Origin of the sequence: Iodidimonas sp. SYSU 1G8 (assembly GCF_039655775.1) — a bacterium.
In the GTDB taxonomy this organism is placed as follows: Bacteria; Pseudomonadota; Alphaproteobacteria; order SMXS01; family SMXS01; genus RI-34.
Genome location: NZ_JBBYXJ010000001.1, coordinates 916,254 through 938,960 on the forward strand (window position 1 = coordinate 916,254; position 22,707 = coordinate 938,960).

24 protein-coding genes are annotated in these 22,707 nt (G+C 64.8%); 9 read left to right on the forward strand and 15 right to left on the reverse strand.

Annotation, left to right across the window (positions count from 1 at the left end; genetic code table 11):
* Positions 1-2: 2 nt before the first annotated feature.
* The 3 genes from WJU17_RS04520 to WJU17_RS04530 are packed head-to-tail and all read right to left on the reverse strand — an operon-like array spanning position 3 to position 2,092.
* The gene (locus WJU17_RS04520; protein ID WP_346326144.1) at positions 3-410 is read right to left on the reverse strand and encodes a DUF350 domain-containing protein; all 408 of its coding nucleotides are present in this window, start codon (positions 408-410) and stop codon (positions 3-5) included.
* An 18-nt stretch (positions 411-428) separates the two neighbouring features.
* Positions 429-1,559, reverse strand: coding sequence for a glutathionylspermidine synthase family protein (locus WJU17_RS04525; RefSeq protein ID WP_346326145.1), 1,131 nt, complete (start codon positions 1,557-1,559; stop codon positions 429-431).
* A gap of 5 nt (positions 1,560-1,564) precedes the next feature.
* Positions 1,565-2,092, reverse strand: coding sequence for a DUF1190 domain-containing protein (locus WJU17_RS04530; RefSeq protein WP_346326146.1), 528 nt, complete (start codon positions 2,090-2,092; stop codon positions 1,565-1,567).
* Positions 2,093-2,293: 201 nt separating this feature from the next.
* Here WJU17_RS04530 and WJU17_RS04535 point away from each other — a divergent pair, with 201 nt between their 5' ends.
* Genes WJU17_RS04535 through WJU17_RS04545 form a run of 3 tightly spaced genes read left to right on the forward strand, consistent with a single transcriptional unit; the run spans position 2,294 to position 5,385 of the window.
* Complete coding sequence (locus WJU17_RS04535; RefSeq protein ID WP_346326147.1) at positions 2,294-3,247, forward strand: diacylglycerol kinase family protein; 954 nt, start codon at positions 2,294-2,296, stop codon at positions 3,245-3,247.
* On the forward strand, positions 3,244-4,068 hold the full coding sequence (locus WJU17_RS04540; RefSeq protein WP_346326148.1) for a metallophosphoesterase: 825 nt from the start codon (positions 3,244-3,246) through the stop codon (positions 4,066-4,068). The genes WJU17_RS04535 and WJU17_RS04540 overlap by 4 nt, the downstream gene beginning before the upstream one ends.
* A 39-nt stretch (positions 4,069-4,107) precedes the next feature.
* A complete protein-coding gene (locus WJU17_RS04545; protein ID WP_346326149.1) occupies positions 4,108-5,385 on the forward strand; it encodes a cytochrome P450 in 1,278 nt (425 codons plus the stop codon).
* A 59-nt stretch (positions 5,386-5,444) separates the two neighbouring features.
* Here the strand turns inward: WJU17_RS04545 and WJU17_RS04550 are convergent, their stop codons facing one another.
* Complete coding sequence (locus WJU17_RS04550; protein ID WP_346326150.1) at positions 5,445-6,200, reverse strand: glucose 1-dehydrogenase; 756 nt, start codon at positions 6,198-6,200, stop codon at positions 5,445-5,447.
* Between the two features lie 310 nt (positions 6,201-6,510).
* Between WJU17_RS04550 and WJU17_RS04555 the strand changes: the two genes are divergently transcribed.
* The gene (locus tag WJU17_RS04555) at positions 6,511-6,942 is read left to right on the forward strand and encodes an SH3 domain-containing protein (RefSeq protein WP_346326151.1); all 432 of its coding nucleotides are present in this window, start codon (positions 6,511-6,513) and stop codon (positions 6,940-6,942) included.
* Positions 6,943-6,993: 51 nt separating this feature from the next.
* On the opposite strand, the gene WJU17_RS04560 is transcribed toward WJU17_RS04555, so the two are convergent.
* On the reverse strand, positions 6,994-7,872 hold the full coding sequence (locus tag WJU17_RS04560; protein ID WP_346326152.1) for a rhomboid family intramembrane serine protease: 879 nt from the start codon (positions 7,870-7,872) through the stop codon (positions 6,994-6,996).
* 117 nt (positions 7,873-7,989) lie between these two features.
* Positions 7,990-8,697, reverse strand: coding sequence for a tetratricopeptide repeat protein (locus WJU17_RS04565; RefSeq protein ID WP_346326153.1), 708 nt, complete (start codon positions 8,695-8,697; stop codon positions 7,990-7,992).
* 167 nt (positions 8,698-8,864) lie between these two features.
* Here WJU17_RS04565 and WJU17_RS04570 point away from each other — a divergent pair, with 167 nt between their 5' ends.
* Together WJU17_RS04570 and WJU17_RS04575 are read left to right on the forward strand one after the other, a co-directional pair.
* Positions 8,865-9,854, forward strand: coding sequence for a L,D-transpeptidase (locus WJU17_RS04570; protein ID WP_346326154.1), 990 nt, complete (start codon positions 8,865-8,867; stop codon positions 9,852-9,854).
* Positions 9,855-9,858: 4 nt separating this feature from the next.
* Complete coding sequence (locus WJU17_RS04575) at positions 9,859-10,563, forward strand: extensin family protein (RefSeq protein ID WP_346326155.1); 705 nt, start codon at positions 9,859-9,861, stop codon at positions 10,561-10,563.
* 2 nt (positions 10,564-10,565) lie between these two features.
* Here WJU17_RS04575 and WJU17_RS04580 read toward each other — a convergent pair whose 3' ends face one another.
* Together WJU17_RS04580 and WJU17_RS04585 are read right to left on the reverse strand one after the other, a co-directional pair.
* The gene (locus WJU17_RS04580; RefSeq protein WP_346326156.1) at positions 10,566-11,003 is read right to left on the reverse strand and encodes a hypothetical protein; all 438 of its coding nucleotides are present in this window, start codon (positions 11,001-11,003) and stop codon (positions 10,566-10,568) included.
* Positions 11,004-11,082: 79 nt separating this feature from the next.
* Positions 11,083-12,387: an aromatic ring-hydroxylating dioxygenase subunit alpha gene (locus WJU17_RS04585; RefSeq protein ID WP_346326157.1), complete on the reverse strand. Its 1,305-nt coding sequence runs from the start codon at positions 12,385-12,387 to the stop codon at positions 11,083-11,085.
* Between the two features lie 152 nt (positions 12,388-12,539).
* Between WJU17_RS04585 and WJU17_RS04590 the strand changes: the two genes are divergently transcribed.
* The 3 genes from WJU17_RS04590 (at position 12,540) to WJU17_RS04600 (ending at position 15,886) form a co-directional block, all read left to right on the forward strand.
* Positions 12,540-13,379, forward strand: coding sequence for a TauD/TfdA family dioxygenase (locus WJU17_RS04590; protein ID WP_346326158.1), 840 nt, complete (start codon positions 12,540-12,542; stop codon positions 13,377-13,379).
* A 132-nt stretch (positions 13,380-13,511) separates the two neighbouring features.
* On the forward strand, positions 13,512-14,588 hold the full coding sequence (locus WJU17_RS04595) for a hypothetical protein (RefSeq protein WP_346326159.1): 1,077 nt from the start codon (positions 13,512-13,514) through the stop codon (positions 14,586-14,588).
* Entirely contained in the window at positions 14,588-15,886 is a 1,299-nt protein-coding gene (locus tag WJU17_RS04600; protein WP_346326160.1) for a glycosyltransferase family 1 protein, read from the forward strand. The genes WJU17_RS04595 and WJU17_RS04600 overlap by 1 nt, the downstream gene beginning before the upstream one ends.
* Here the strand turns inward: WJU17_RS04600 and WJU17_RS04605 are convergent.
* From WJU17_RS04605 to WJU17_RS04635, 7 genes are all read right to left on the reverse strand, one after another.
* Complete coding sequence (locus WJU17_RS04605; RefSeq protein ID WP_346326161.1) at positions 15,883-16,722, reverse strand: FkbM family methyltransferase; 840 nt, start codon at positions 16,720-16,722, stop codon at positions 15,883-15,885. The two genes, WJU17_RS04600 and WJU17_RS04605, sit on opposite strands and share 4 nt — an antisense overlap.
* 70 nt (positions 16,723-16,792) lie before the next feature.
* A complete protein-coding gene (locus WJU17_RS04610; RefSeq protein ID WP_346326162.1) occupies positions 16,793-17,218 on the reverse strand; it encodes a hypothetical protein in 426 nt (141 codons plus the stop codon).
* On the reverse strand, positions 17,208-19,397 hold the full coding sequence (locus WJU17_RS04615; RefSeq protein WP_346326163.1) for a glycosyltransferase: 2,190 nt from the start codon (positions 19,395-19,397) through the stop codon (positions 17,208-17,210). Before WJU17_RS04615 ends, WJU17_RS04610 begins: the two co-directional genes overlap by 11 nt.
* A complete protein-coding gene (locus WJU17_RS04620; RefSeq protein WP_346326164.1) occupies positions 19,397-20,044 on the reverse strand; it encodes a tetratricopeptide repeat protein in 648 nt (215 codons plus the stop codon). Before WJU17_RS04620 ends, WJU17_RS04615 begins: the two co-directional genes overlap by 1 nt.
* Positions 20,031-20,678 carry an ATP-binding cassette domain-containing protein gene (locus WJU17_RS04625; RefSeq protein WP_346326165.1) on the reverse strand — a complete coding sequence of 216 codons (648 nt, stop codon included), beginning with the start codon at positions 20,676-20,678 and terminating at the stop codon, positions 20,031-20,033. Before WJU17_RS04625 ends, WJU17_RS04620 begins: the two co-directional genes overlap by 14 nt.
* Positions 20,675-21,496, reverse strand: coding sequence for an ABC transporter permease (locus WJU17_RS04630; protein WP_346326166.1), 822 nt, complete (start codon positions 21,494-21,496; stop codon positions 20,675-20,677). The genes WJU17_RS04625 and WJU17_RS04630 overlap by 4 nt, the downstream gene beginning before the upstream one ends.
* Positions 21,493-22,701: a capsule biosynthesis protein gene (locus tag WJU17_RS04635; protein WP_346326167.1), complete on the reverse strand. Its 1,209-nt coding sequence runs from the start codon at positions 22,699-22,701 to the stop codon at positions 21,493-21,495. Before WJU17_RS04635 ends, WJU17_RS04630 begins: the two co-directional genes overlap by 4 nt.
* Positions 22,702-22,707: the final 6 nt, after the last annotated feature.

Consider the following 22,707-nt stretch of genomic DNA (forward strand, 5'->3'; position numbering starts at 1 on the left):
TGTCAGTAGCTCATGCAGGCGGCGTTCAGCACGCCGATGGCGACCGACGCGCCCGCGAGCGTGATGCCGGCGGCAAGATTGCCGTCCTCGATCTGCCGGGAAATGGCGCGCAGCAGGAAGTTCACCACCAGATAGACCGCGAGCTGGACGGCGATGGCGATGGCGCTCCAGACCGCCATGTCGGCGAGCGACACGCTGTATTCGATCACCGCCCCGAGCGGCAGCGTGAAGCCGATCAGCGCGCCCATCAGGCTGATGGCGCCAGCGGTGTTGCCCTTGCGGATCAGCGCCGCCTCGTTATGGGGCGTCACCGCCATGTAGAGCGACAGGAAGATGGCCAGCGCGACCAGCGCGGCACCGAAATAGAGCGAGAAGCTTCCCAGCGTCTCCAGCGAGGTCGAAATAGCCATGGTTCGTGTTCCCCCTGTTCAGTCGAAAAAATGCGGTATGAAACGGCTCGTATCCCGGGTGATCGGCGACGAATCCTCGCGGATACCCATGCCCGCCGACTGGCTGGCGACGACCCAGGAGCCGATCACCGGATATTGCCCGCCGAAACAGGGCAGCTCGGCATATTCCTGCCAGACAAAACCTTCCGCGCCATAATCCCCCGCGGATTCCGCGAGCACAGCGGCGCCGTCGCGCACCTGCACGTTCGCGCCCTCGCGCCCGAAGATCGGCTTGCGGACGGTCTTTCCGGCGAAGGCGGACGGGTCGAGGGATGCAGGCAGCAGGTTCGGATGGCCAGGCGCCATCTCCCAGAGCAGCGCCAGCATGGCCTTGTTCGAGAGCACCATCTTCCAGGCCGGCTCGATCACCTTGGTGACGCCGGTCAGCAGGTGCGCGCCGAAATCCTCGTTGACCAGCCACTCCCAGGGATAGAGCTTGAACAGGATGGCGATTTCACGATTGTCCAGATCGAGGAAGCGCTCGCCATCCCAACCGATATCCTCGACGGCGATCGGCGCCGTGTCGAGGCCGGCCTGGATGGCCGTGTCACGCAGATAATCCGCCGTGCCCGCGTCCTCGATGCTGTCGCGGATCGCCGAGAAATACACCCGCTCACGGCCGAGGCCAAAGCCGCGCCATGCCTCGATGAGGCGGTCATGGATGGAGTTGAACTGGTCCCGGTCCGGCCACTGGGTCTCCAGCCAGTCCCACTGGACCACCGCGGCCTCGAACAGGGAGGTCGGCGTGTCGGCATTGTATTCGAGCAATTTGGGGGGACCGGCACCATCATGGCGCAGATCAAAGCGGCCGTAGAGGTTCTTTTCCCCCACATGCCAGCTTCCGGCAATGGCTTCCCAGGCGTGACGAGGGATATGCAGCCGCTCAAGGGCCTCCTCGCCCTTGTCGACCACCTTGTCGACCAGTTCGAGACAAAGACCTTCAAGATCGTTGGTCGCCGCCTCGATCTCATCCACCTCGTCGGTGGTGAAGCGGTAGCAGGCGCTTTCGTCCCAGTAGAGGGCGCCATCCATGGTGTGGAAGGCAAAGCCCAGATCGCGTTCGACATGCGCGCGCCAATCAGGACGCGGCTCGGCCGCCAGCCGTTCCATGCCGCTCAGCCGCCCGAAGAACGGTAACGGGACGAGGTGCCGCCAAAGCCACCGCGCGAGACTTCGGACACGCGGGACGCGGGCTGGAAAGCGGTGGCGCCGACGCCGCGGTTGAAGTTGCCGACGTTGTACATCCGGCCATTGGCCGGCATCACCGCCTTGCCGTCCCGCCCCTGATAGACCGGCTGGCTGAACCGGTTGCCGCCGCTCATCATGTTGCCCATCATGTAGCCCATCAGCAGCGGCATGAAGAAGCTGCCGCCGCCGGACGCCTGCTGGGTTTCGCAATTGCCCGCGCCGAACTCGGCCTCGCATTGTTCCTTGCGGGCGAATTTGGGAGCTTCCTGCGCGTGCGTCTTCTCGCTTTCCGCCTTGGCCGCCTCGCAGGCCTGGGCATCGCCGGTCTGCGAGGTGCATTCCTTCACGTCGGCGAAGAAGCGCGAATCGGGAGGTGGTCCCGCATCGCCACAGGCGGCCATGGTCATGGCGGCGGTTCCCATGAGGGCAAGCTGAACGGAACGGGATTTCCGCATGGGGAGTCTCCTTCGATTATCCACGGGCCGCCGTGCGGCGGTAACTGGAACCAACGGGTCCGTCATAGCGTATAGCAGGAGCCTCGGCGCCGCTTCTATATAAGAGGGCCGCGCGGAGGCAGAAGAGCCAACGGAAGGATCCACCGTGAAATCCAGACAGTCGCCGCCCTACCGCGCCGCGCCGTTGCCGCGAGCCGCGTCATGACTGCCGTTTCCTACACCCCTGAAACCAAGCTCTTCGTCATCCTGAATGCCGCATCCGGCAAGAAGGACGCCGACGACAAGCAGAAGATCATCGCCGAGATTTTCAACGAGGCTGGGCGCGCCCACGAGATCGTGCTGGTGAAGGAACCATCGCGCATCGTGGAGATGGCGAAAGCGACCATCGCCAAGGCAAAGGCCGAAAATGGCGCCGTGGTCGTCGCGGGCGGCGACGGCACGATCAACGCGGTGGCGCAGGCCGTTCTGGGCAGCGGCTGCCCGTTCGGGGTGCTGCCGCAAGGCACGTTCAACTATTTCTGCCGGACCAATGGCATTCCGCTGGAAACCGAAGACGCCGCGCGCGCGCTCCTGACCGCGCGGGTCAAGCCGGTACAGATCGGTTTCGTCAACGACCGGGTGTTCCTGGTCAATGCGAGCCTGGGGCTCTATCCGCAACTTCTGGAAGACCGTGAAGTCTTCAAGGAAACCCACAGCCGCAGCCGCTTCAATGCGTTCCGTTCGGGCGTCCTGACGCTCATGCGCTATCACCGGCAGCTGCGCCTTCAGATCGAGAGCCAGGGCGTGACCGAGGACGTCAAGACGCCAACCCTGTTCGTGGGCAACAATCCGCTGCAACTGGAACAGATCGGCATTCCGCTCGCGACCAGCGTCGAGACGGGTCATCTCGCCGCCATTCGGCTAAAGCCCATGGGTACGATGGCCATGCTGGGCCTGATGCTACGGGTGGTCGCTGGCCGACTGGGCGACGCCGAGAATGTCATCAGCTTCAGCTTCCGCCGGCTGACGGTGACGCCGAAAGGATTGTCCCGAAACCGGCGCATGAAGGTGGCGATCGACGGCGAGATCGTCTGGCTGGACACGCCAATCGTCTTCAAGGTGGCGGACGAGCCGCTCTACACGCTGATCAGCGACGACGCGGAAGCCCCGGCATGAAGCTGATCCAGATATCGGACACGCATTTCGGTACGGAACAGCCGCCTGTCGTCGAGGCTTTGCTGGAACTGGTTACGGAGGCGGCGCCCGATCTGGTCGTCATGTCGGGCGACATCACCCAGCGCGCACGCCGCGACGAGTTCGACCGGGCGCGTGCCTTCGTCGACCGGCTGCCTGTGCAACGGGTAATGGTCATTCCGGGAAATCACGACATCCCGCTGTATAACCTGCCCGCACGGCTCTTCGCGCCCTATGGCGGTTTCAGCCGGGTGTTCGGCGAGGAGCTCGAGCCTTCCCACGACACCGACGACGCGCTCATCATCACCGTGCGTACCACGCGGCGTTACCGGCACGTGGATGGCGAAGTCTCCCGCGCCCAGATCGAGGCCGTCGCGGCGCGGTTGCGCAAGGCTCGCGACTCGCAGTTGCGGATCGTCGTCACGCATCAGCCGGTGTGTGTCCAGCGACCCCAGGACGAGGTCGATCTGCTGCACGGCCACAAGGCCGCCATCGCCGGCTGGTCGGCGGCGGGCGCCGATATCATCATGGGGGGGCATATTCACCTGCCCTATGTGTGCCCGCTGCACGAGACCAATGTACGCCTGCCCCGCAAGATCTGGGCGGTACAGGCCGGGACCGCCACGTCGTGGCGAGTCCGGAACGAAGTCGGCAATTCGATCAATATCGTGCATTATGACAGCGGGGGCGTCTGCTCGGTGGAACGGTGGGATTTCCGGCCGGCCGAGAGTCGCTTCAGGCAAGCTGTCCGCCATGAATTGCATCTCGACGAAAGTCGGATATATAAGTCAATTCACGAGTGACTTTAAGGCGGCTCCGTGCCGCCGCACGGGGAGAGTATCATGAACGAGCAAGCAACCGGTTGCCCCTTCAAGTCGGCGGCCGAGATCAATTTCATGGATCCGGTGGTCCAGGAAAACTGGTTCCCCGCCTATGACGTGCTGCGCGAGGAAGCGCCGGTCTATTTCATGCCGGAAATCGGCATGTATGTGCTGACCCGTTACGAGGATATCGAGTACGTGGTGCGGCGCCCCGAGCTGTTCACGACCGGCCCGGACGTGCAGTCCACCGAACCGCTGATCAAGTTTCCCGAGAACCGCGCGATCTATGAGAAGACGGGCTGGAAGCGCTACACGCCGCTGGGCGAGAACCTGCCCAAGCACGCGCATTACCGCGAACTGGTGGACCCGAAGCTGACCATGTCGGCGGTGCGCACCCGCGAGCCGTTCATCCGCCAGACGATCAATGAACTGATCGACAGCTGGATCGACAAGGACGAAATCGAGTTCATGCGGGACTTCGCCGAGCCCTTGCCGATGATCGTCATCGCCGAGTTGCTGGGCTTCCCGCGCATGGACTTGCCCATGCTGAAGGAATGCTCGTTCGCGTGGGTGCTGCCGTTCTCGCGCGGCCTGACCCAGGAGCGCGAGCGGTGGGCGGTGGAGAAGCATATCGAGCTTCAGCACTATATTTTCGACACCATCAAGGACAAGCGGAAGAACCCGAAGGACGACATCATCTCGCATCTCACCCAGACCGAGATCTTCGATGTCGAACTGGACCGAAAGCGCCCGCTGCACGATCACGAGATGATCGGCATGATCGATCATTTGCTGATCGGCGGTAACGAGACCACGACCTTCGCCATTTCCAACGGACTCTGGCTGCTGTTCCGCTTCCCGGAGGTCTATGCCGAGCTTCAGGCCGACCGCGGCAAGATCAAGACCTTCGTCGAGGAGGTGCTGCGCCTGGAATCGCCGACGCAGGGTCTGTACCGCTTCGTCAGCCAGGATGTGGAAATCGGCGGCGTGAAGATTCCGAAGGGCGCGACGCTGAGCATCCGCTACGGCGCGGGCAACCACGATCACCGTCAGTTCCCCGATCCCAACGTGCCCAAGCTGGACCGCAAGAACGCCGGCCGTCACCTGGCCTTCAGCCAGGGCGAGCACCATTGCCCCGGCGCCTCGCTCAGCCGTTTCGAGCAGAACTGCGCCTGGGACATCCTGCTCCAGCGGGTTCACAACATCCGCCCGGTTCCGGGCAAGAACGCCTATGACCACGTTCCGGGCATCTGGCTGCGGGCGCTGAAGGAACTGCACGTTACCTTCGACAAGGCCTGATCGTACCGCATGAATGAAGGGCGCCTGCCGTTCCGGCGGGCGCCCTTTTTCGTGGCGTCTTACAGGATCATGCCGCCATCGACGGAGAACACCGCGCCGGTGGCGAAGCGGGATTCATCGGACGCCAGATACAGCACGATGTTGGCGATGTCGCTGGGCTGGCCGATGAAGCCGATGGGGTGGCTCGCCTCGAACCCTTTCAGCATGGCGTCGGGATCGGGCACCTGTGCCAGCACCTTATCGATGATCGGCGTGCGGATGGCGCCGGGTGCGACGACGTTGGCGCGGATGCCGTAGCGGCTTTGGCCGCAATGCAGGGCGATCGACTTGGTGGCCGCGATCACCGCCGCCTTGGCCGCGTTGTAGGCGAACAGACCCGCGCTCGCCTTGATGCCGGCGCCCGAGGCGATGTTGACGATGGAGCCGCCCGTGCGCTTCATCAGGGCGATGCCGGTACGGCAGCCCCAGTAGACGCTGTCGACATCGACGGCGAAGGTCTGGCGCCACTGCTCCCAGCCGATATCCTCGACCGAGCCCATGAGGGTGATGCCGGCATTGTTGACCAGCACGTCGAGCCGGCCGTGGCGATCCTCGATGGCGGCCATCACCGCTTCCCAGCGCGCGCCGTCGGTAACGTCATGGTGCAGGAACATCGCGTCGCCGCCGATCTCCCGCGCCGCCGCCTCGCCGGCCTGCGTGTCGATATCCGTCAGCACCACATGGGCGCCTTCCTCGGCCAGCCTGTCGGCGATGGCCCTGCCCAGACCCGAAGCCGCGCCGGTCACCAGCGCAATCTTGCCTTCAACCCGTCCCATCAGATTCTCCCCTGTTGCAGCCAGCATCGGTTGACGGTTCGCAGCCGTCAACAACCGGATCGGCGGGCCCGAAAATCACGCCAATCGCGTCCGGATCGATACGCGCCTGTAAATAGTTCAATTTAAAGTATTTAGATACCACAAGCGGCGTATTTCGAGGGAACTTCACGTCCTTACAGAGTGTTCGTCTGCGGTGGAGGGAGAAGATCGGACAATAAAGCGGCGTCTGCCGCGGTCGATCTCTCCCGCAGCCGGCGCGCGAGACATGCCGGACAAGAATTCGCAAAGACACCTTTTGGAGGTTTGCACCATGATGAAGAAAATCCTTGCCGGCACGGTCGTCGCTGCGGGCGCCCTTGTCGCTACCCTGCCGGCTCAGGCCGCCGAAGGGTTCACCACCTCGAGCATCGAACTTCGGTCGGGCCCCGGCGCGGAATACCCGCCCGTCGGCGTGATCGAGAACGACAGCGCGGTCGAAGTCAATGGCTGCCTGGAAAGCTGGAGCTGGTGCGACGTGTCCATCGGCGGCGATCGCGGCTGGGTCGAGGGCAACGCCCTCGCGCTGGAGTACCAGAGCACGCGCGGCGCGCTGGTGAAGATGGCGCCGCAGGCGAATGTGGGCGTCGTCACCTTCAGCTTCGACGATTACTGGGACACGAACTACAAGACGCGCACCTTCTATAAGGAGCGCCCGCGCTGGCAGCAGTACTACAAGGAAACCTACCATCCGCTGCCGCGTTAGGCCGGCAGGCTCACGGGATGAAGGCGCCGGAACCTGGTTCCGGCGCCTTTTCTACGCGGTCATGGCCAGTGTCCATGCCAGGACGACCAGCGAGACCGCCGCCACGCCGCACCAGATCTGAACGCGCCGGCGCGCGATGAGCGTCTGGCCGTAGCGGCCGGCAATCAAGCCGACAAGCGCGCCGACGAAGAACCCCGCCACGTGGGCCGAGACGTCCGTGCGCTCGCCCGCCGTGCCGAGGAAGACCAGCAGGGCCGCGCCGGCCGCGACGGGTCCCCAGCGGCGCAGCCCGCGATGCCAGGCCAGCGCGGAAGAGACCTGGTTGAAGCCGGCCAAAATCCCCAGAGCGGCGAAGACCGCGGTCGATGCGCCGATGGATGCGTGCGCGGCCGGGTTGATCAGGGCGTTGACGCCATTGCCCAGCGCGCCCGCCACCAGAATGGCGAACCATCCGGCGCCGGAGCCGAGCACCATGGTCACGAGGACGCCAACGGCGCTGCCCAGCACCATGTTGCCGAGGATGTGGCTGGCGTCCGCGTGCAGGAAGAGGGCCGTCACCGCCCGCCACCATTCTCCCGATACAATCGCGCCCGCCTGCGCGGCGCCGTGCGCGGTCCAGCCGGTGCCGAACACGCCCCATGTGTCCACTGAGAAGAAGAAGAGCATGAGCGCCCAGACGGCGAGCAGCCCCTCGAGCCTTGGCAAGCGGCTGCGGAACGGCCTGCGCGCGCGTTGCCGGCGGCGTTCTTCCTCATCATAGGCGCCAAGCTGGCGCCGTGCCTCGGCCTCTGTTTCCGGGCTGGTATAGAGCCCTATGCGATCATCCTCGCTGATCACGAAGGATGGGATCCCCAGCGCCGTCAGCACCAGCGCGTGCTGATCGGCATCGGCGACCGACATGCAGGCACGTACCTTGACAAGATCCATCATGGGAGGACGACATCCTGCGGATTGAGGGACCGTGACGCCGGTCCGGGGTCCTCACTTGTGGCCTGAGCTGGACGGTTTCAAGGGCAACCCGGACGATGCGCCGGCATCGCGGCCGGATCAGTCACACTGGGCGAAGCTGCTCTGGATGCACAGCATGGCAAGCTGCTGGGCCTGGGTGATTTCATCCTTGCTCATCTGCTTGGCGACGCGGCGGCGCGCCGTGCTGGCCAGTTTCCAGCCGTTCGACGCGGCGAGGTCGAGCCACAGATAGGCGCGCACGGGATCGCGCTCGACGCCGCGCCCCGTCTCGTAAAGATTGCCAAGGCTGTAGCGCGCCGACGGGTTACCCCGCGCGGCGGCCAGACGATACCAGTGGAGCGCCTCCTGCGTGTCGGGCGGAACGCCCTGTCCCGTCTCGTACATGGTGCCGAGCGTGAACTGGGCGGATGAGTCGCCCTGCCCGGCCGCCAGCTTGTAGAGCCGAACGGCCTCGTCATAATCGAGCGGCACGCCCCGGCCCGTCATATAGAGCGCCGCCAGGCTGGACTGCGACACGGCAACGCCCTGTTCGGCCGCCAGACGGTACCAGCGCGCCGCCTCGACATAATCCTGCCGGACACCCTGGCCATTGGCATACATGATGCCGAGAATCGAAAACGCCATCACCTGTCCTGCTTCGGCAAGGCCGTGATAAAGGTTCGCCGCGACGGCGTAGTTGCCGCGCTGATAGGCGGTGGTCGCGTCCTGCAGCGTATTGGCGCTCGCCTGGCTAGGCAGGATCATGACGCCGAGGGCGACAACGGCCGCCCGCAAACGCACTCGCATAATTGGCCTGTTCCCCCAAAAGTTGCAGCCCCATCAACGGGTTTAGCAGAAAGATACGGTGTTGTGGAGAGATCAGGGTCGGGAACACGACGTTGTGAGAAAGCCGGCGGCGGAACTTCGGCGCGCCATTGTGGTTCACCTCCGGTATTCACGATCAATGGTGGCCAATGTCCCTGCTTCGCGCGACCGCCCGTCACGGCGTCCTGCTCTGCCTCATCGCCTCTCCCACGCTAGCGGCGGAGCCCGATCTCAGCGCCGCCGCGGTCAATGGCGCCGTGTTCGACGGTACGGCGCCCGACACGGCCGAACGCAGCGCCCTCGCCATCAAGACCCAGGTGCTGCTCGACCGCCTGCATTTTTCGCCCGGCGTCATCGACGGCTACTGGGGCGAGAACGTTGCAAAGGCCATCGCCGCCTATGAGGAGGCGAACGGGCTGCAGGCCGATGGCCAGCTGGACTCGGAAGTCTGGGCGAAACTGACGGCGGCGGGCGATGCCGACATCATCACCATCTACACGCTTTCGGACGCGGATCTGAAGGAGCCCTATGTCGACGAGATACCGGAAGATTACGCGGCCATGGCGCAGCTGGAGCGCCTGTCCTTCACCGGTCCGGCGGAAATGCTCGCCGAGCGCTTTCACATGGACCGCAAGCTCTTCGACCTGCTCAACCCGGACGCCGCCTTCGACCAGCCCGGCGTGCCCCTGACGGTCACCGGGACCGGCGACGCGAAGCCGCAGGGCAAGGCCGCCACCATCGTCATTTCCCGCTCGAGCGGCTCGCTTCGCGCCCTCGACGCCGAGGAAAAGCTGCTGGCCTTCTATCCGGTCTCGGTCGGCAGCGATAGCGTGCCCAGCCCGACCGGCACGCACACCATCAAGAACGTGGTGCCCATGCCGAATTATGCCTACCGACCCGAGGTGAACTTCCAGCAGGGCCAGCTGACGGAGAACCTGATGATCCCGCCGGGGCCGAATGGTCCCGTCGGGTCTGTCTGGATCGGTCTCGACAAGCCGACCTATGGCATTCACGGGACAGCCGAGCCGTCGCCCATCGGCAAGCACTTTTCCCATGGCTGCGCGCGCCTGACCAACTGGGACGCCGAGGAGCTGGCCACGCTCGTCGCGCCTGGCATTACCGTGACTTTCGTGGACTGAGACCATGCCGAAGCTGACCGCCGCCGTCCTCGCCGCTCTTTTCATCGCCGTCGTGATCATGGTGGTGGCCAGCAGAGAGAAAGCCGGAATCCACGACCCTGCCGGGCCGGCGATGGCCACGGGCATGCTATCGGTGGCCAAGGCCGCGACCGCGCCGGCGAACGATCCTGCCGCATTGACGTGCGAGGAAGAACTGAAGTCCCTCGGCGCCACCTTCGAGACGCTCGAGCCCATCGCCGAGCAGGACGGGTGCGGCGCCGAACGGCCGATGAAGCTCCTATCCGTCGGGATCGCACTCAAACCGGCGATCACCACGCGGTGCGAGGTGGCCAAGGCCCTGACGGTGTGGACACGCCACGTGGTGATCCCCTCCGCCGAACTTCACCTGGGCGCCAAACCGACGGCGATCTCGACGGGCGATTCCTATCAGTGCCGCCAGCGACGGGGCGACGGGGAGGTCAAGATGAGCGAACACGCGCTGGCGAACGCCGTGGACATCGGCGCCATCGAACTGGAGGGCCGCGAACCCATCGCGGTCATGGAGCAGGCCGAAGGCGACGACGCCGCTCGCGCCTTCCAGGCGGCGATTCGCGGCGGCGCCTGCGCCTATTTCACGACCGTTCTCGGGCCCGGGACAAACGCCGCCCACGCGGACCATCTGCATCTGGACATGATCCAGCGGGACAGCGGCTACCGCATCTGCCAGTAGGGTCAGGCGACCGAGAAGCGGTTGCCGCAATCGGCGCAAAGCCGATGGTCCATGTCGACATGCCCCTCTTCGGTCGCGGGCACCACGTGGTGAGACCCGCATTTCGGGCAGGCCTTGCCCGCCGCCATGTCGACGATTTCCGACTGGGTCGAGATGCTTCGCATGTCGATGGCGTCACGCTCGCCCCAATGGGCGTCCATGTGGACTTCCACATGATCGACCGGCTCGAGGTATCCGGCCTGCAAAAGCCAGATGACGAAGGCTTCCCACTTCGGGAGCGCCTCGTTCGTGTCGAGAAACTCGGCGCGGGCGGAATCGATGCTGAAATCACGCAGCGCGCGGCCGAGAAAGCGGGGCACGTCATCCTGATAGCGGCCCGAACTGAACAGCACGATCTGCCCCTTGGCGCAGATGTGGTTGACAAGATCAGTCATTGTCATGTCGCCCTCCCTTTCCCTGAACATAGGAACGGCGCGGCCCGCCGGTAAGGAGGGCCGCGCCGAAATCCCGCCGTCATGCTCAGGCGTCGTTGCTGTAAACGCCGTTGATGTAGTCCATCAGGGTCTTGTGGGTGTGACGAATGCGGCGCTCCTGCGAGCTGATCCAGAGGCCGCGGAAGGCTGTCGAATTCATGCCCTTCTGGACATAAGGCAGATTGACCGAGTCCTGATCCAGCACCAGACCGAGCGAGCGCTCGCCGTGCTTGCAATGTTCGTGATCCGGCAGCGGCGGCTTCGCCTTTCCCTTCGGCGTCATCACATAGCGCTGCACGTCGAACAGCATCTTGTTCGGATCCGTGGGGTGCGGCCGCTGGCGGAACAGGCCGAAGCTCTCGGCCATGATGTTCAGCGTCAGGTTGGGATAGATGCAGTAGTGATAATCGTCCGACAACTGGTCGTCGTTCAGCTCGGAATAGTCGATGCCCAGCTTGTCCTCGTTCCCGCGCTTGTAGACCTGCACCGCGCGGCGGATGTCGGCGACACGGCCGGTGAACTCGTCCGGGTCCATGCCGATGGAACTGATCTGCTCGGCCAGATGCTCGGGCACTTCGACCAGTTCCTCGTTGAGCCGTGGGCTGTAGGTCTTGAACGGAACCAGATAGCGGTTGTGGCGCTCGTACAGGTCGATCTGGATGTCCACGTCATCGATCGTATAGGACAGCTCCGGATGGATGCACTGGACGTGGTAGATCTCGTTGAAGGCGTCGACGGCCGTCTTCCAGTTGCAGTCCCATTCGACCGTGACATTGAGCACCATGTCCATCTTCTCGAAATGGTACGGATCAAGATGCTCGGGCAGGATGCCCAGGTACTCGGACAAGGGTTCGGCGTCCGGGTTGAGGTTGTACCAGACGAAACCGGCCCAGGTTTCGGTCCTGATCGCCTTGAGGCTGAGCTGCTCCTTGGGGCAGCCCTGATGGAAATCCTCCTCGTCGGGGACATTCACGAGCTTGCCGGTCAGGTCGTATTCCCAGAAATGGTAGGCGCACTGCAGGGTGCGGGAATTGCCGCACTGATCGAACTTCACCTGATTGCCGCGATGGTTGCAGACATTATAGAAGGTCCGCGCCTTGCCATCCTCGCCGCGCACGATCAGCAGCGATTCAGGGCCGATCTCGGTGGTGATATAATCGCCCACATCCGGGATCTCCTCCTCGCGGCAGCCCATGAGCCAGACCCTGGACCACATGCGCTCCCATTCGAGCCTGGCGAAGTCCTTGGAGATGTAGCGTTCCTTGGGAATATAGTCACCGCCCATATCCGGCTCGGGCGCCTTGTCGATGGGCGTCCTGACGCTTTCCTTAACCCGTACGATGGCAACCATTCTCGCTCTCCTCGGCCAACGCTGCAGCAGCGGCCTGAGTTTATGCGTCAATGCTGGTTTTTCAAGAACGCTTTATGGGTGGCATTGCACCATTCGTTCCGATGCGCTTATCTCTGTTCCCGCATCGGGACCGGTTTCTTGAGGGAGAGGTCATGTCGATCGAGATAGAACCGCTCGGCGCCGCCGCTGGCGCCCGCATCCACGGCGTGGACCTGTCGCAGCCGCTCGATGAGGCGGATTTTGCCCGGGTCCGCCGGGCCCTGCTGGATCATCTGGTCATTTTCTTTCCCGACCAGCATCTGTCACCCGACGAGCACAAGGCATTCGGGCTTCGCTTCGGCACGCTCAACATTCATCCCCACGTCAAGCCGCTGGATGGCCATCCGGAAGTGCTCAATATCGTCAAGGAGCCAGACGATCGCCTGAATTTCGGCGGCGGCTGGCACTCGGACATGTCGTTTCTCGACAAGCCGGTGCTTGGGTCGATCCTCTATGCGCGGGAGATTCCCCGCACGGGCGGCGATACCATGTGGGCCAACATGTGCCTCGCCTATGACGCGCTGAGTACCGGCATGAAGCAGATGCTGGCCGGCCTGACCGCCATCCACACGGCCGAAGACATCTATGGCGCGCAAGGCATCTACAACAATGACGACCGGCGAAGCATGCGGACCCAGGCGGCGGAACAAGCCTCGGGCCGTGCGGAGCATCCCGTGGTGCGAACGCACCCGGAAACCGGGCGGAAGCTGCTGTTCGTCAACGAGGCCTTCACCACCAAGTTCAAGGGAATGACACGCGCCGAAAGCCGGCCGCTGCTGGATTTTCTGTGCCAGCACGCGACCAGCGCCCCGTTCGTGTATCGCCACCGCTGGACCGAAAACGAGGTCGCCTTCTGGGACAATCGCTGCACCCAGCATTTCGCCCTCAACGACTACGCCGGCCAGCGCCGGGTGATGCACCGGGTTACCGTCAATGGCGACCGGCCGTACTGACACCGGGATTACATTCCTGTCACCGTGACACTGGCGCGGCGGCGCCCCGATCATAAATCCTCGTAAACGACGTTCCGGCGAAAACCCGGGGACGTGCATTGACCTGACCGTCCACGAGGATGAGCCACCGCCTTGACGATGATCGCGAATGATTTGAGCGGCGATACCGCGGGACGCCTCACGGTGGCCTGTGTCGTCGGCCTGCCCGGCCCTCTCGCCGAACGGTGCGCCGCCCTGCTGTCCGAGTTGTCCGCCCTGCCCGGCCGCGGCAACATCCCGGTCGTCTCGGCCAATTCACTGGGCGAACTGGGTCACCGGCTGCTGACGGTGCCGACCCCGGCGGTGCTGCTGGCCGAGCGCCCGGAATCGAGCCTGCTTCAGGCCCTGATCGAGACCGAGCGACGCTTCCTCGTCGTCCTGGAATCACCGCGGACCAGCCTCGACACGCTGGTAAACGAGCGCGGAATGTCCGTCGCCGATGCCATCCGCTTGGTGGCAAACGGGTGCGCCGCTATCACCGGCCTCGCCGTCACGCCAGGCGCGCTGGTCATTCGCCCTTCGGACGGCGCCGACAACCGGGTCTTGCGCGATGCGATCGCCGCCCATTTCGGCATGGCCTCCCAAGAGGCGCCGGAGCCTGACAGCGAGGTCTCCCTTCCCGCGGCCGGCATACAAGCGGCCGAACCCGACTGGAAAGAGCTGATCGAAGAAAGCCTGGCGGGCGGCGACAGAGGGCTACCGCTTCCAGCCCTGGCTGGCGGCGCGCTCGATGCGTTCGGGTCGCTGGATGGCGGCGGCTTGCGCGGACCGCTGACCTGGGGCCGCGACCTGCTCACGGCCGCCGGCAGTCCGCAGCGGCCAGCGACCGGCGCCGTCGACATCACCGGCGCGAGCCGATGCCTGGTCTACGGCCCCTACATCCGGCTGCCGCGTGGCTCCTGGTCCTGCGCGCTGCTGTTCGGGTGCTCGGCCGAGACCGTCGGATTGCCGATGATCGCCGAGGTTTTCGCGGGCAACGTTCTCGCGACCGCGCGCTTCACCATCGAGGACGCCGGTATCTTCGAGATCGAGATGCCCTTCGAGAACCCCGATTCCGATGCCCTGATCGAGGTGAGGCTGTTCAACGGCAAGGCCGCGTTCGAGGGCCGGATCGCCATCGGCAAGGTCACGATGACCCCGCTGCAGACCAGAAGATTGCGTGTGAACTGATGACCAAGCGGATTTTCTTCGACGGGCTCAATCTCGCCCTGCGACAAGGCACGGGCGTCGCCACCTACACCAAGGTACTGACCCACCTGACCAAGCAGATGGGTTACGAGAACGGTGTGCTCCACAGCACGCGGCACCGCCTGCCCAAGGCGCCGCTGGCGCGCGAGATCGCGTTCTTCGACGCCCAGGTCGGCAGGGGTTTGCCCCGTCCGCTCCAAGCGCTGTCGGATGTCGCTGGCTATTTCGGCGGCCTAGGCGGCGTGACGCCGCAGCAAGTGCCCGTCACGGGCGCGGTGGTGACGCAGCCGCTGGGCGGACGCTGGGCGCCGACCGATCATGTCTACGCCGCGCCGCGGGTGTTCGACCAAAGCCGCGGATACTTCACCCTGTTCAACGACCTGATGAAGGTGAAGCTGCCGCTGGACGTGGACCTGTTCCACTTCACCTATCCGGTGCCGATGACCTCCAGCGCCCGGGCCAACATCTATACCATCCACGACATCATTCCCCTGCGCCTTCCCTACACGACGCTGGACTGGAAGGCGTATTATCTGCGGTCCATGCGGAAAATCCTGCACAAGGCCGATCACATCGTCACCGTCTCGGAACACTCGAAACGGGATGTGATCAACATGTTCGGCATCGACGAGGCGCGCATCACCAACACCTATCAGGCGGTGAACATTCCCGAGGCGATCGTCAACCGCCCGCAGGACGAGGTGGCCGCGGAGGTCTCGGGCGTCTTCGGCCTGGAGCATCGGGGCTATTTCCTGTTCTACGGTTCGCTGGAGCCCAAGAAGAACCTAGGGCGCGTCGTCGAGGCCTATCTGGCATCGAACTCGAAACTGCCGCTGGTGGTCATCGTCGGCCAGTCGTGGCTGGGCGACGACGAGGTGCGGCTGCTGAACCAGATCGAGAAGGATTCCAAGGGCAAGGACAAGCGCATCCGCCGCTATGACTACATGCCCTTTCCCATGCTGATGACCCTGATCCAGGGCGCGCGGGCGGTGCTGTTCCCCTCGTTGTACGAAGGTTTCGGCCTGCCGGTGCTGGAGGCGATGACGCTGGGCACGCCGGTCATTACCTCGACCCAGTCCTCGGTGCCCGAAGTGGCCGGAGACGCGGCACTCATGGTCGATCCCTACAGCACCGACCAAATCCGCGGCGCGATCCGCACCATCGGGTCGGATGACGGCCTGTGGCACGACCTGCGGGCGCGCGGCCTCGAGCGGGCGAAGATCTTCTCGATGGACATCTACAGGGAAAAAATGCGCGCCCTGTATGAAAGCCTGGGCTAAGCCTGCAGGAACAACAGCCAGTCCTCGCCGCGTTCGCGCTCGAGGATCTGGTCCATCGTCACCGGCACGGCCTCGCCGGCGTGATCGATCGTCTTGAAGGCTGGATAGTGCCGAGCGAGCGCCGCCAGGAAATCCCGTGGCGAGTCGTACCGCGCCGTATTGAATTCCAGCACGATGGACGGTCTGCAGCGCTCGATGAGGCCCGCCATGCCGCGCAGGATCGCTTCCTCGGCGCCTTCGGCGTCGATCTTGAGGAAGTCGATCCGCGCGTGGGCCGCTGTCAGGGATTCAAGTGTGCGTGCCGACACGGTGTGGATGACGCCCGCCTCGCCGCCGGTCTCGCCATGGGCCACGGTCGCGTTCTTGGGCTCGTCCTCCGGCACGAACAGCGATATCTCGCCGCCATCCTTGTCGCCCGCCGCGGCCTCGCAGACCGTGACGTTGCCGGCCAGACCGTTCAGGGAGAGGGAGCGGCGCAGCCACTGCGCCGCGTGGGGGTTGGGCTCGACGGCGTAGACATGTCCGCCCTGACCGACCAGATCGGCGAGCAGCAGAGTGTAGTAACCGAAGTTCGCGCCCACGTCGGCAACCACCATGCCGGGCGTGACGTGACGCGCCATGAACTGCGTCAGCCACATCTCCCAGAACCCATCGAGCAGGACATGGGAGCCGAAACCGATGTCGCGGGTATCGACGTAGAATTTGTAGCGCCCAAGCACCCGGCACAAACCGATCCGGTTGCCCAGATAGGCCGATTGCGCCTGCGCGCGGCATACCGCTTCGAGCTCGAACCGGTCCCATGTCCCGATCTCCGCCAGGTTGAGAAACGTGTACATGGACCTCCTCACTCTTACTGCGGCCACGACCATCCATCATGCCGGATGGCGTCTTTCCCGTCCGGGCAGTCTAGCCGTTCGTTCCGGAAATGCGCATATGCGCGTCGAAGACGCCAGGCTGCGCCTGAGCCGTTGTCTCGCGCAGCCGCGACGCCGCCGCGTCGGTCTCGCCGGTGCCGGCGATGTCGCGGTCGATAAGCATGCGGAGTGCCGCCGCCGTCGCGCGCCAGCCATCCGAGACGGCAAAAGCATCGGCGACTGGCGTGCCCTGCATGGCGGGCGGCATATTCCCCATCGGCATGCGCGACGCCGCGGCGGCAAGCGCGGCGCTGATCGCCGGGTTGTCGGCGAATCCCCGCCGCTTCAGCAGCAGATGGGCCAGCGCCTCGTCGGGGGCGCCCAGCAGATCGAGCATGCGTTCGGCGTCCGCGAGCGGCAACACCTCGCCCGCTGCGAGATGAAAGCCATGGCGCAAGAGATGAACTTCAGGCCGCATCACGCGCCTCGCTGTTCGCGTCGATCACATGCCGGTACAGCGCCTCGATCCCGTCGACCATCGCGGCTACCCGGTAGCGCGCCTCGTAGGCGCGCCGCGCCGCCTCTCCCATCGCCGCCAGCGCGACACGGTCGGCGTCGAGCCGCGCGATCGCTTCGGCGATCCGCCGCGCGGCGTCGGGACCGTCCTCGAACAACAGACCGGTGACGCCATCCTCGATCACTTCGGCAAGGCCACCGACACGCAAGGCCAGAACCGGCCTGCCCGCCGCCATCGCCTCGATGCCGATCAGGCCGAAGGACTCGAAGCGGCTGGGCGCCAGCAGCAGGTCGCACGCGACATAGGCATCATCGAGCGCCGCGCGCGATATCACGCCCGGGAAATGGACCAAGGCGTTCCCGGCAAGGCGATCCGGCGGCACGTCCCCCGCGAACCAGACCTGGGTACGGCCATCCCTGGTGAGCAGGTCGGCAACGTCCGCCGCGATATCGAATCCCTTCCGGCGTTCGAAGCGTCCCGCGAACAGAACGCGCAGCGGCGCGCCCGCGCGGAGTTCGGCGCGGCGCGCCAGGGCCGCCTGTTCGCGGCCGGGCAACGGGTCCGGCGTGCCATGCGGCACCAGGATGCTGCGCGCGGCAATATCGGCGCCGTAGGACGCATCGATCTCGGCGATGATGGCCTGGCTGTTGGCCAGGATGACGGGCGCGCGGGCCAGAGCGGCGCCCTCGGCGGCGATCATGCGGCCGATGGTGTGATGCTCGAACAATGGCCGCGCGTTCCATTCCGGCTTGAACGGCTTGGTCAGCGCATAGGTGGTGTGGAGACTGAGCACGGTCGCGAAGTCCGGATCATCAAGCAGCGGCAGGCCTTCGAGATCCCAGACGGGGAAGGACACGAGGCGCACGCCGAATGACTTGAGCATCTGTGCTTCCCGCCAGACGCGGGCACACCACGCCGCCATTTCGAGCGGCAGATCGTATCGCGCTGCCATGGCGGGGGCGCCGCCGTCATCGGGCAGCATGCGATGCACCCAAACGCCGTGGTCGAACACGACGCTCTCATCGTCACTTGTCCGGGTGAGGACATGGACTTCGTAGCCACGCACCGCCAGCCCGCGCGCCACCATTTCCGTCCAGCGGGCGATCCCGGCTTCGGCCTCGGGCGGCCAGCCCTGGCTGACCATCGCGACACGAAGCGGTTCGGCGCGCGGTAGGGGCAGGGGCAGGAAGGACACGGGATCGCCGGTTTGCAGATCGCCACCGCGCCTCTGGCTGTTCGAGGCCGCCAGACGCTGGCCTTCGGCCAGACCGGCCGCCAGTTCCTGGTCGAGTTGAAAGCGGTGTCGCCCGCTGATCCGTTCCCTCGCCTCCAGCGAGCCATTGGACTCCCGCAGCCACGACGCGTACCGGTCGATTTCAGTCGCGGCGTCCTGCAAGGAGACGGCCGCGCCGTGCCGCATGATGAAATACCCCTTGCTGACGGCGCTCGGGAGCAACGTCCGCGCGATGCGATCGGTGGAGCGGATGTGGCTGGCGGCGAACTGGTGATAGATCAGGGCCGTCGGCTCATAGAGGATTTTCCATCCGGCATCGACGAGGCGCAGGCACACATCGGTTTCCTCGAGCAGGTAGGCAAAGACGTTGTCGAAACCGCCAATGCCGTGCAACGCCTCGGCGCGAAACGACGAGTTCGTCCCCAGCAGGCTGGGATAATATGGCGTTCCCGGCCGATTCAGGGGCCGCTCGTCAAAGAAGTCCGAGACATTGAAGGCGTTGCCGAAGCGGTCGCAGACCGTCTTGCGGACCTGCCAGCGCACGCCGGTATTGTCGATGGTGAAGCCGCCGACGCCGCCGACCGCAGGGTCCGCATAGGCGCTGGCGAGCCGGCGGAGCCACTGGGGATGGGGCGCGGCATCGTCGTCCATGAAACAGATGATCTCGCCCGATGCCGCCGCGATCCCCTTATTGCGGGACATGGAGATGTTGGCTTGCGCACAATCCGCCATTTTGATGCGGCCGCGCCAGGCATCGAGACTCCGCGCCGTATGATCGGTCGACGGACCGTTCACCACCACGACTTCAAAGTCGGGGTAATCAAGGCGCTCGACCGCCTGAAGGGCGTTCTCCAGGTGCGGCGCCCGATTGTAGGTGCTGATGATGATGGAGGCGCGCGGCAGCATCACGATGCCTTGTGGATGATTTCAAGCAGACGGGCGTTCCGGCGAACGAACCGTTCGTCGCCGATGAGGGCGATGGCAAGCGCCTCGCAAGTCGCCGCGCTCCGCATGAAGCCGACGGTCTCTTCCGCGGGGACGTGGGCCGCGTGCCAGAACAGCCAGACGAGCGTGCGAAGATCGGCGGCGCATGGCGATGCCGCCATCGGCGGCTCATCGATCCGGCACGGAAGCGCCGGGGCGTGGTGGTCCTGTCGGGCGCAGACAAAGGCGAGATGCTCGCGCGTGTCGGCGGATTTGTCCCCGAGCGCGATGGCGCTGCGATACTGGATTTCGGCATCAGGGAAGCGGCCCTGCTCCTTGAGCATGTGGCCGAGCTGGACGCTGTAGCCGGCATGCAGCGGGTAGCGCTCGAGCGCTCGGCCGAAGCGTTCCGCCGCCGTCTGCCAGTCGCCGCGGTCACGCGCCGCGTCGCCTTGGGCGATCAGCGCGGCGAAATCGGCATCGACGGCGCAGCGCTGGTACGTCAGAGCGATTTGGGCCGCGCGGGTCGGTCCATCGAGAACGTCCCGCGGACTGGAGTCAACCGACGCCGCCGCATCCCGCCGACGTCCGCCGAGCACCGTCTGAATGAAGCCGTCAGAAGCCATCATAAATGTCCAGCGCCAGGTCGATATCGTCGAAGACCTTGCCTCGCCCGCCCTTGAGCAGCAGGGCGCGGTCGCAATAGTCGCGGACGATGTCGGCATAATGGACGGCCAGGATCAGGGCGCGGTCGGCGCGCTTGACGAAAATCTCGTCGAAGCATTTGCGCTGAAACCGCTGGTCGCCGACGACGATGGCCTCGTCGATCAGATAGCAGTCGAACTCGATCGCGAGCGACAGGCCAAACGCCAGGCGCGCCCGCATGCCGTTGGAATAGGTGCTGACCGGCTCGCCCAGCTTGTCACCCAGTTCCGCGAAATCCTCGGTCTTGGCGAGGATGTCCTCGAAGCTCTGGTCGTAGAGCCGGGCGATGAACCGCGCGTTGTCCCGGCCTGTCAGGTTGGGGTGAAAGGCGCCCTGGAACGCGATGGGCCAGGACTGGGACATATGCCGGCGGATCACGCCGGAGGTGGGATGCTCGACGCCGCCGATCAGCTTGATCAGGGTGGACTTGCCGGCGCCGTTCGCGCCGAGCACCGCCAGTTTCTGCCCCTTCTCGATGGTGAAACTGATGCCGTCGAGCACGCGCTGGGACCCGGCGGAGGTGGGATATTCCTTCACGATGTCGCGGATTTCGATCATTCGACCGCGACCCATTTGCGCAGGCCCCGGATCGCCGCGATGGCGAAGAAAGTCTGCGCCAGGCAAACGGCGGCCAGAAACGGAATGTCGAAATGCACGCGGATGGACGCGCCGAAATAGCCGCTGCGGATCAGCTCGAAACAATGAACCGTCGGCACCCAGAGCGCGACCTTCTGATAGTCGGTGGGGAGCCAGTCGACCATGAAGAAGCAGCCGCTGATGACGATGAACAGGTAGGACAGCGGATGCGAGATCTTCTCGATCAGGGTGTGCATCTCCGCGCCCACGCTGAGCAAGGCGGCGAAGCCGGCCGAGAACCAGATCAGGAAGAACAGCCCGGCATAGATCGGGATCAGGTCCTTCGGCGGCTCCATGAAGCCGAGCAGGGTCAGCGCGCCGCAACCGAACACGAAGGCGGCGATCCCGCCGACGATTTCCAGGATGAAACGAGCCGCGTACAGGTCCAGCAGGTTGACCTGACGGTGATAGAGCACGCTGTGATTGGCCTGGACGCAGTGCATGCCTCGCTGCAGCAGGTTGCGGAAGATCAGGAACGGCAGGTAGCCGGTCATCAGGAAGGGGACGAGGTCGATGCCGTGGTTGCTCTTGCCGTAGGGCAGGACCGAACGGAGCGCGATCACGCCGCCGGCGAACAGGATCGGCTCGAACATCAGCCACAGGAAGCCGATGTTCTTGCGCCCGTAACGCATATGAACCTCGCGCATCACCAGCGCGGTGATCACCCTCACCTGGATGCGCAGCGCGTCCGCGAAACGCGGGGCGTCGGCGGACGGGCTGGTGCCGGTCTGCCGGGTCATCGGCCGACATGTTCCTTCACGCTCGATGTCACGAGCCGCCCGATGCCGTAGATCATCAGCACGCTGATGGCGGCGATGAGGAACGAGTAAAAGCGACGAGGATAAAGCGGGTAATCGGCCAGGTTGGGCTCGACGATCCGTTCCAGATAGATGTGCTCGCGCTGTGCCTTCAGCCGCGCGGTCTCGAGCGAGAGCGTGGCCGAGGCGAGAGCCTTGTCGGCGAATTGACGCTGCAGGAACAGGCGCTCGTACTCGGAGATCTTGGTAACCATGGAGCTGTTCTGGCCCACGACCTTGCCCCGTTCCTGCGCGATCTGGCTCTGCAGCGCGGCCGCCCGGTCGCGGAGCGGCTTGATCTGCGGGCTGCGCGGCGAGGCCGACTGAATTTCGCCAAGCTGCGCCTGCGTGGCCGCCAGTTCGGCCGACAGCTTGCCGATCAGCTCCAGCAGCGGCATCGATCCGGTCTCGGGATCGATCATCTTGTTGCGCAGCCGATATTCGGTGATGCGGGCCTGCGACGCGATCACTTCCTGCTCGGCGCGCCGTACCTCGGCGCGGGCCAGATCAAGAGTATCCTGCTGGGCGCGGTCGTTCAGGCGGTTGATGAGGTTTTCGCTCTCTTCCAGCAGGGCGGCGGCCAGAGTGCGGGCATCGTCGGCGCGGAAGGCGTAGGCCTTGAGCGTGGTGATGCCGCTGGAGGAATCCAGCGTGACCTCGACGAAATCCTCGTAGCGCTGGTGCAGTTCCTCGAAGGTCTTGCCGTCGAACGGACCGGGGAACCGGTTGATGAAGTCACCCTCGGGACGCGACAGGATGGCGCGCAGGGCGATGTCCTTTTCCAGATCGCGCACCGCATCGCGCGACATGATGAAGTCCTGGATCGCCAGGCTGTCATCCTGCGCGGGCGCGAGACCGGCGGTCTGCAGGAAGCCGCCAAGGGGCAAGGTCTGCTCGCCATTGGCCTTGCGCACGATGAAGCGGGCCTCGGAGACATACTGGTCGGATGCGATCAGGCCATAGTAGATACCCGCGAGAAGGATCGGCACGACGGCGACGCCGAGGAACCAGCGATGCTTCCAGGCACGGGCGCCAAGCCGCGCCCTCATGCCGCCCGGGTCCCCGGGCGCATCGCCCCGCAGCCGCTCCAGCAGGCGAAGGCTGCTCCTGTCCGTTTCGGGCAATCCGGTATCAGCGTCGTGTCGCATGGTCGC

Excerpts from the sequence above, each read along its gene's own strand:
- WJU17_RS04630 (WP_346326166.1), bottom strand. The coding sequence starts at position 21,496 with ATGACCCGGCAGACCGGCACCAGCCCGTCCGCCGACGCCCCGCGTTTC.
- WJU17_RS04520 (WP_346326144.1), bottom strand. The coding sequence starts at position 410 with ATGGCTATTTCGACCTCGCTGGAGACGCTGGGAAGCTTCTCGCTCTAT.
- WJU17_RS04565 (WP_346326153.1), bottom strand. The coding sequence starts at position 8,697 with ATGCGAGTGCGTTTGCGGGCGGCCGTTGTCGCCCTCGGCGTCATGATC.
- WJU17_RS04575 (WP_346326155.1), top strand. The coding sequence starts at position 9,859 with ATGCCGAAGCTGACCGCCGCCGTCCTCGCCGCTCTTTTCATCGCCGTC.
- WJU17_RS04585 (WP_346326157.1), bottom strand. The coding sequence starts at position 12,387 with ATGGTTGCCATCGTACGGGTTAAGGAAAGCGTCAGGACGCCCATCGAC.
- WJU17_RS04550 (WP_346326150.1), bottom strand. The coding sequence starts at position 6,200 with ATGGGACGGGTTGAAGGCAAGATTGCGCTGGTGACCGGCGCGGCTTCG.
- WJU17_RS04610 (WP_346326162.1), bottom strand. The coding sequence starts at position 17,218 with ATGCGGCCTGAAGTTCATCTCTTGCGCCATGGCTTTCATCTCGCAGCG.
- WJU17_RS04525 (WP_346326145.1), bottom strand. The coding sequence starts at position 1,559 with ATGGAACGGCTGGCGGCCGAGCCGCGTCCTGATTGGCGCGCGCATGTC.
- WJU17_RS04620 (WP_346326164.1), bottom strand. The coding sequence starts at position 20,044 with ATGATGGCTTCTGACGGCTTCATTCAGACGGTGCTCGGCGGACGTCGG.
- WJU17_RS04545 (WP_346326149.1), top strand. The coding sequence starts at position 4,108 with ATGAACGAGCAAGCAACCGGTTGCCCCTTCAAGTCGGCGGCCGAGATC.
- WJU17_RS04600 (WP_346326160.1), top strand. The coding sequence starts at position 14,588 with ATGACCAAGCGGATTTTCTTCGACGGGCTCAATCTCGCCCTGCGACAA.
- WJU17_RS04540 (WP_346326148.1), top strand. The coding sequence starts at position 3,244 with ATGAAGCTGATCCAGATATCGGACACGCATTTCGGTACGGAACAGCCG.
- WJU17_RS04570 (WP_346326154.1), top strand. The coding sequence starts at position 8,865 with ATGTCCCTGCTTCGCGCGACCGCCCGTCACGGCGTCCTGCTCTGCCTC.
- WJU17_RS04535 (WP_346326147.1), top strand. The coding sequence starts at position 2,294 with ATGACTGCCGTTTCCTACACCCCTGAAACCAAGCTCTTCGTCATCCTG.
- WJU17_RS04560 (WP_346326152.1), bottom strand. The coding sequence starts at position 7,872 with ATGATGGATCTTGTCAAGGTACGTGCCTGCATGTCGGTCGCCGATGCC.
- WJU17_RS04635 (WP_346326167.1), bottom strand. The coding sequence starts at position 22,701 with ATGCGACACGACGCTGATACCGGATTGCCCGAAACGGACAGGAGCAGC.
- WJU17_RS04580 (WP_346326156.1), bottom strand. The coding sequence starts at position 11,003 with ATGACAATGACTGATCTTGTCAACCACATCTGCGCCAAGGGGCAGATC.
- WJU17_RS04625 (WP_346326165.1), bottom strand. The coding sequence starts at position 20,678 with ATGATCGAAATCCGCGACATCGTGAAGGAATATCCCACCTCCGCCGGG.
- WJU17_RS04555 (WP_346326151.1), top strand. The coding sequence starts at position 6,511 with ATGATGAAGAAAATCCTTGCCGGCACGGTCGTCGCTGCGGGCGCCCTT.
- WJU17_RS04590 (WP_346326158.1), top strand. The coding sequence starts at position 12,540 with ATGTCGATCGAGATAGAACCGCTCGGCGCCGCCGCTGGCGCCCGCATC.
- WJU17_RS04530 (WP_346326146.1), bottom strand. The coding sequence starts at position 2,092 with ATGCGGAAATCCCGTTCCGTTCAGCTTGCCCTCATGGGAACCGCCGCC.
- WJU17_RS04615 (WP_346326163.1), bottom strand. The coding sequence starts at position 19,397 with ATGCTGCCGCGCGCCTCCATCATCATCAGCACCTACAATCGGGCGCCG.
- WJU17_RS04605 (WP_346326161.1), bottom strand. The coding sequence starts at position 16,722 with ATGTACACGTTTCTCAACCTGGCGGAGATCGGGACATGGGACCGGTTC.